Raw genomic sequence first — 5,917 nt, 5'->3', positions numbered from 1 at the left:
GGCGGGACGAGGGGCCCCCGCTGCCCCCGGCCCGATCTCGTGGGGGCCCCGCCCGGCGCCCCGGGCGCCCCCGCGGCCTTCGGCGGCTACGGAGGACCGGTGCCCCTGCCGATGGCCGCGGCTCCCGGCGCTCCGCCCGCCCCCGGCGCCGCCCGCGCGCGGAACGCGGCGCAGCCGCCCGCGGCTCCCGCGATGGGGCTGGGGGTGGGAGGTTCCATGCGCCAGGAGGTCTACCGGGACGAACGCCCGCTGTCCGCCTGGGCCGCCGAACCGGCCGCGCGGGTCTTCGTCCACCTGGTGACCCCGCCCGCGTGGCGCCGTATCACCGGGGAGGAGGCGCCGCCCTCGCCGGTCGACCGGGCCGCCTACACCAAGGCCGGACTGCCCTGGTTCGACTACTACGACGACACCGCCGCCGACCTCGCGCCGGCCGAACCCCTGGGACAGGTCGAGCCGGTGGGGGAGTGGCTGGGCGACGACCACACCCCCTGGGCGGAGCCGGGAGCGGGGCAGATCAAGCCGCTCGGAAACACCCCGAGGCCGGGCAAAACCGTACAGGACGGGGACTGGTGAGCCCGGGCCCTTCCGGGCCGAGCGGCCGGCCGATCGCCGGAGGGTGATGCGTATGATCGTCGGCAGCAAGGCCGTAGCGCAGAGGTCGTCGCGCCCACGCAGCAAGCTGGAGGACGTCGGTTCGAATCCGACCGGTCTTGCGTCTTCTTGATCACGGGCGGGACCGGGGGAATGGTGATGACGCAGCCGACGGCTACCGGCGGCGTGCCGCGATGATGCCGCGCGCCGAACTGCCCGGCGGCTACGTACCCGTGGACCTCAAGGCGTGGCAGCGGATCCGCCGCTACGCCGTGCCCGGCTGGATGATCGAGCGCGCCACCGGCCACCGCCTGGCCGGAGACTGGCGGGCGTCCTGCGCGGCCGCCGCCTTCGACCTCACCTTCGACCCGGCCGACATCGCGGCCCGCTACGGAGCGCCCCTCGCCGAGGCGCTGGAGGACGACCTCCGCCACCTCGCCCCGGACCTGGTGCGCTGGCACCTGCCCCGGGTGCTGGGCGGCCACACCACCATCGCCCCCGGGCTGCGGATCGTGCTCGCCCACTACGGGCAGCGCCCCGGCGCCCCGCGCGACCCGGACGCGCCGGCGCTGTCCGTCACCACCTCTCCGCTGATCGGCGGCCCGCAAAGGCTGCGCCTGCACTGCGCGCCGCTCGCGCCCCGCGAGCTGTACGCCGTGTTCGGCCTGCCGTTCACCGTGGAGGACTGGACCACGGCCCGTCCGCTCTGGGACGCCCGCCACAGCGCCGGCCTGCGCGCACACTTCGGCGGGGGCGCCGGCCGGCTGCCCTTCTTCCGGCCGGACGGCTCCCCGCTCGACCCCGACGAGCTGCCCGTCGACGAACCCGACGCCGCCGATCCGGCCGCGCGCGCCGAGTGGGTCACCCTGATCCAGCTGGCCGGCGGAGCCGCCGAGGCCTTCGCGGCCGTAGGCATCGAGCGGGACCTGACCGTCCCTCCCCAGCACTACTACGAGCGTTCGCTCGACACGGGGGCCCAGCTCGCGCGGGCCACCTTCGACCTCACCCGGCTGGCCGGGGAGGTCCGGAGCCTCGTGGCGGCCGGCGCGGGCCACCGGTTCCGGTTCGCCCCGCCCTACGGCCACGCCATCGAGCTGGAACAGGACGGCCCCGGTCCGCACGGCCGGATCCGGGCCCGGGTCATCACACGCGACCAGGCGAAGGCCGTCCCCCGGCTCCCGCAGTACGCCTGGCGGCGCCTGCCCGACCTCGAACTGGTGCGCTCCGGCCTGATCACCCCCGAGGAGCTGCACCCGCTGGTCACCGCGGCCCTCTTCCCCGACAGCGGCCCGGTGGCCGGCCCGCCCGGCCCCGCCCTGCCCGGGCCGGTGAAGGTGCGCTGCCGCGGCCAGTGGCACGAGGTCCGCTCGCGCGGCGGTGTCCTGGAGCTGCCGCACAGCCTTGAGGAGCGGCAACGGGAGCGCGCCCTGCGGGCGTTCGGCGGCGCCGTCGCCGGGTGCTTCGCCGTGGAGCAGACCTGGACCACGGGCCGCGGCCGGCTGCCGCGCGCCCTGCGGGCCGAGCAGCGGGAGCTGTTCCTGCGCGCCCAGCACGGGGACACCCCGGCCGTGGTGGCGCTGCTCGACGCGGGCGTCGACCCCCGCATCCGCGACGGCGCCCGGCGCGGGCTGCTGCACGTACTGCACCAGCTCGACCACGAGGAACTGCTGCCACGGCTGCTGGACGCGGGACTCGACCTGGAGGCACGGGACAGCCAGCAGCAGACCCCGCTGTACGCGGCGGCCCACAACGGCGGCTCGGCGGCCCTGGTCCGGGCCTTCCTGGCGGCCGGATCCCGGATCGACGTGCTCGACCACCGGGAGATGTCGCTCTCCCACGTCGTACGCCGCTACCGCAGCGGTGACCTGGGCTTCCTGAAGCAGCGGGTGGACGAGGAGCACCCGGGCATCGGCGCCCGGTGGTGGAACCAGTGGATCGGCGAACGGGAAATGCGGGTCTGGCAGGCATGAGCACCCACCCCGACACCTACGTCGGCACACACCCGGGCACGCGCTCCGTCGCCCGGACCGCACCGGCGGCCCTGGCCACCGCCGACGTCCTCAACGCCCGGCTCGGCGTGACCCGTACCGAACCGGCCACCGACCACCAACTGGAGGCACTGGCCCTGGCAGTGACGGCCAACCAGCCCGTGCTGCTGTGGGGCGAGCCCGGCATCGGCAAGTCCGCGGGCATGGAACGGCTCGCCGCCGCGCTGGGCGTGCAGCTGGAGACCGTCATCGCCAGCGTCCACGAGCCCTCGGACTTCGCCGGGCTGCCCGTCGTCGGCGAGGACCCCGCCGCCACCGGAGTGCCGATGGCCCCGCCGGACTGGGCGGTCCGCCTCGCCCGCACCGGCCACGGCCTGCTGTTCTTCGACGAGCTGTCCTCGGCCCCGCCCGCCGTGCAGGCGGCCCTCCTGCGCGTGGTCCTGGAACACCGGCCGCTGCCCAGGGTGGCGGTCGTCATCGACACCTCGGGGTCGATGGGCCCGGAGGAGCTCGCGGCCGCGCTCGCCGAAGTCACAGGGGTCCTGCGTGGGGGTGCGGGGCGACCGCGTCGCCGTCCTCGCCTGCGACGCCGACGTGCACGCGGTGACCCGGGTGACCGGCGCCGAACAGGTGACCCTGGCCGGGGGCGGCGGCACGGACCTGCGGGTCGGCATCCCAGCCGCGCTGGCGCTGCCCGACCGGCCGGACGTCGTCGTCGTACTGACCGACGGTTTCACGCCATGGCCTGCGGAGAGCCCGGCCTGCCGGCTGATCGCGGCGCTGCTCGGAGAGGGCGCGCCCGCACCTCCGGGCTGGGTGGAGACCTTACGCGTCACCTTCTGAGCGAGTCGGAGCGCCCGGTCACGGTGGCCGGGAACCTACGGTCGTCCGGCCCGGCCGGGTGCGCACGTGGGACGATGACCCGGCAATACCCGGTGTCTGGAGGGGGAGTTCGGTGACTGGTGTACGAAAGGGCCTGGCCAAGGTGGAGGTCGCGCTGCGGTGGGACCCCAGTGGCGCGGGCACACCCGCGAACGACCTGGACATCGTCGCCGCGGTCTACGACGCGGCGGACCCGTACGGGCAGCCGGTCCACCTGGTGCACTTCGGCAGCCGCTCGCCCGACGGCACCATCACCCTGAACCGGGACAGCCACACCGGTCAGGGCTTCGGCTTCGACGAGGTGATGACCATCGAACTCGACCGGATGGCGGCCCGGTTGTGCCGGGTGGTGGTGGGCGTGGTGATCCAGGGCGCCGATGCGGGGGCGGACACGGGCGCCACGAAGACCTTCGCGGACATCGCCGGCACGGGGGTGCGGATCCGCGAAGGCCACACGGACCTCGCCGTGAGCGGATTCGAGTCCGTCCCGGACGCCACGGCGGCCACCGTCGCCGAGTTCACCCGCGACGCCTCCGGGAGCTGGTCGCTCGACGCGCGGGTGCGCGGCTTCGACGCCGGCCCTGAGGAGTTCGCGCGCACGATGGGCGCCCTCCGGCCGTGAATACGGGAGCGGCCCGACGGGGCCGGGCCGCTCCGGAGTGCTACTCGCAGGTGCCGCCGTCGGCGGGGACCGTGCCGTCGATCAGGAACGCGTCGACGGTCTTGGTCGCGCAGGAGTTCTCCCCGTAGGTGCCGTGGCCCTCGCCCTTGACCGTGAGGCCGATGCCCACGCCCTTGCCGAGCGCGTCGGCCATCCGGCGGGCGCCCTCGACCGGGGTCGCGGGGTCACCGGTGTTGCCGATCACCAGGATCGGTGCGGCGCCCGGGGCGCTCACCTCCGGCTTGGCCCGCTCGCCCTTCACCGGCCAGTCCTGGCAGTCGGCCATGAGCTCCTCGGCTGTGACCTCACCGAAGACGGGGGAGGCCTTGCGGAACTCGGGCACCAGGGCCGCGGCCTGCTCGGCGGTCATCCGGGTGCTGTCGTCGGCGCAGGCGATGGCCCCGTGGGCTGCCATGGAGGTGTCGTAACGCCCCTTGTCGTCACGGCCCTGGTAGCTGTCGAAGGCGAAGAGGAGCAGGTCCCCGGTGCCGTTCTGCTGCACTTCGGCGATCCCCTGGAACAGGTGCTCCCACCGGTCCTCGCTGTACAGCGTGGCGATGATGCCGGTCTCCGCCATGTCGGCGGTCAGCTTGCGGCCGTCCTTCGTGGACGCGGGCTTCTTCTTCAGCTTCGCCATCATGGCGTTGATCCGCTCGGCGCCGGTGGTGGCGTTCGGGCCGGTGGGGCAGTTGGCCTTGTACTTCTTCGCGCAGGACTGCATCGCGTGCTCCAGGGCGGTCTGGAAGCCCTTGACCTGGCCGAGGTACTGCTGGGCGGAGTCCTGCGTCGGGTCGACGACGGCGTCGAAGACGGTGCGGCCGACGTTCGCCGGGAACAGGTGGGCGTAGACGCCGCCCAGCTCGGAGCCGTAGGAGATGCCGAAGTAGTTGAGCTTCTGCTCGCCGAGGACCTGGCGCATGAGGTCCAGGTCGCGGGCGGCGTTGGTGGTGCCGACGTGCGGGAGGATCTTCCCGGAGTTCTGCGCGCAGCCCTCGGCGAACTTCTTCCGGCTGCCGGCGGTGTCCTCGGAGGCGTTCAGTTCGTCCCGCGTCTTGTCGTCGACGCACTTGACGCCCGCGCTGTTGCCGACGCCCCGCGGATCGAAGCTCACCAGGTCGTACACCGAGTTGAGCTTCTTGTAGTCCTCCGCGGCCGCGGGGAGGATCTGGACCCCGGAGCCCCCGGGACCGCCGAAGTTGTAGACCAGGGAGCCGATCCGCTTGCCCTGGTCCGTGGCCTTCTTGCGGATCAGGGCGAGGTCGATGGTCTCGCCGGACGGCTGCGCGTAGTCGAGCGGCACCTTCATCGAGGCGCACTCCCAGCCCGCACCCGGATCCTCCCCGCCGCCCTGGGCCACCGACGGGGCGGTGCAGCCCTGCCAGGCGAGCTGCTGGCCCGTGAGGGCGGCGGGCAGCGCGGTGGGCGTGGGGCTGGGGGAGGGGGCGGCGCTCTGGGCGGAGTCCTTGGCGTCGGCCTTCTTGCCGCCGTCGTTGCAGGCGGTCAGCGCGGAAACCGCCAGCAGAGCCGCGGCGGCGAGGACCGCGGACCGGGTCGGCCGTATGAGGGGGGACATGGTGGTGCTCCTGGGGACCGTGCGGACGTGATCGTGACGGGCCTCGCCGCCGCGAAGACCCGGCGCCCGACCCACCGGAACCGTACAGGGGAGGGATAGGAGGTTCGGACCCGGTATCCGGAGTGCTGGGCTCCGCACAGATCGGGCGGTGGGGCCCCCGCGGGGGAGTGGGCACCCCCCCCTCCGGGGGGCGCGCGGCCCCCCGCCCCCCGCGGCCCCCCG

At 74.4% G+C, this 5,917-nt stretch carries 4 protein-coding genes, 1 tRNA gene and 2 pseudogenes; 6 read left to right on the top strand and 1 reads right to left on the bottom strand.

From position 1 onward, the window contains the following. The 6 genes and pseudogenes from AB0D94_RS37525 to AB0D94_RS37500 all read left to right on the top strand — a co-directional run. Positions 1 to 573 (top strand): annotated as a pseudogene (locus tag AB0D94_RS37525) (hypothetical protein); the annotation flags it as partial. A 67-nt stretch (positions 574 to 640) separates the two neighbouring features. Further along, positions 641 to 713 (top strand) — tRNA-Cys (locus AB0D94_RS37520). Positions 714 to 785: 72 nt separating this feature from the next. Further along, positions 786 to 2,561, top strand: a complete 1,776-nt coding sequence (locus AB0D94_RS37515; protein WP_362062373.1) for an ankyrin repeat domain-containing protein — start codon at positions 786 to 788, stop codon at positions 2,559 to 2,561. Next, positions 2,558 to 3,025 (top strand): annotated as a pseudogene (locus AB0D94_RS37510) (AAA family ATPase); the annotation flags it as partial. The gene AB0D94_RS37515 and the pseudogene AB0D94_RS37510, both read left to right, overlap by 4 nt. 100 nt (positions 3,026 to 3,125) lie before the next feature. Further along, a complete protein-coding gene (locus AB0D94_RS37505) occupies positions 3,126 to 3,422 on the top strand; it encodes a VWA-like domain-containing protein (protein ID WP_362062376.1) in 297 nt (98 codons plus the stop codon). 112 nt (positions 3,423 to 3,534) lie between these two features. Next, positions 3,535 to 4,083: a TerD family protein gene (locus AB0D94_RS37500; RefSeq protein WP_362062370.1), complete on the top strand. Its 549-nt coding sequence runs from the start codon at positions 3,535 to 3,537 to the stop codon at positions 4,081 to 4,083. A gap of 40 nt (positions 4,084 to 4,123) precedes the next feature. Here AB0D94_RS37500 and AB0D94_RS37495 read toward each other — a convergent pair whose 3' ends face one another. Next, positions 4,124 to 5,695, bottom strand: a complete 1,572-nt coding sequence (locus AB0D94_RS37495) for an alpha/beta hydrolase (RefSeq protein WP_362062367.1) — start codon at positions 5,693 to 5,695, stop codon at positions 4,124 to 4,126. Between the last annotated feature and the right edge of the window lie 222 nt (positions 5,696 to 5,917).

Origin of the sequence: Streptomyces sp. NPDC048255, from assembly GCF_040652415.1 — a bacterium.
Lineage (GTDB): Bacteria > Actinomycetota > Actinomycetes > Streptomycetales > Streptomycetaceae > Streptomyces.
This window is presented reverse-complemented; position numbering and strand designations above follow the sequence as displayed.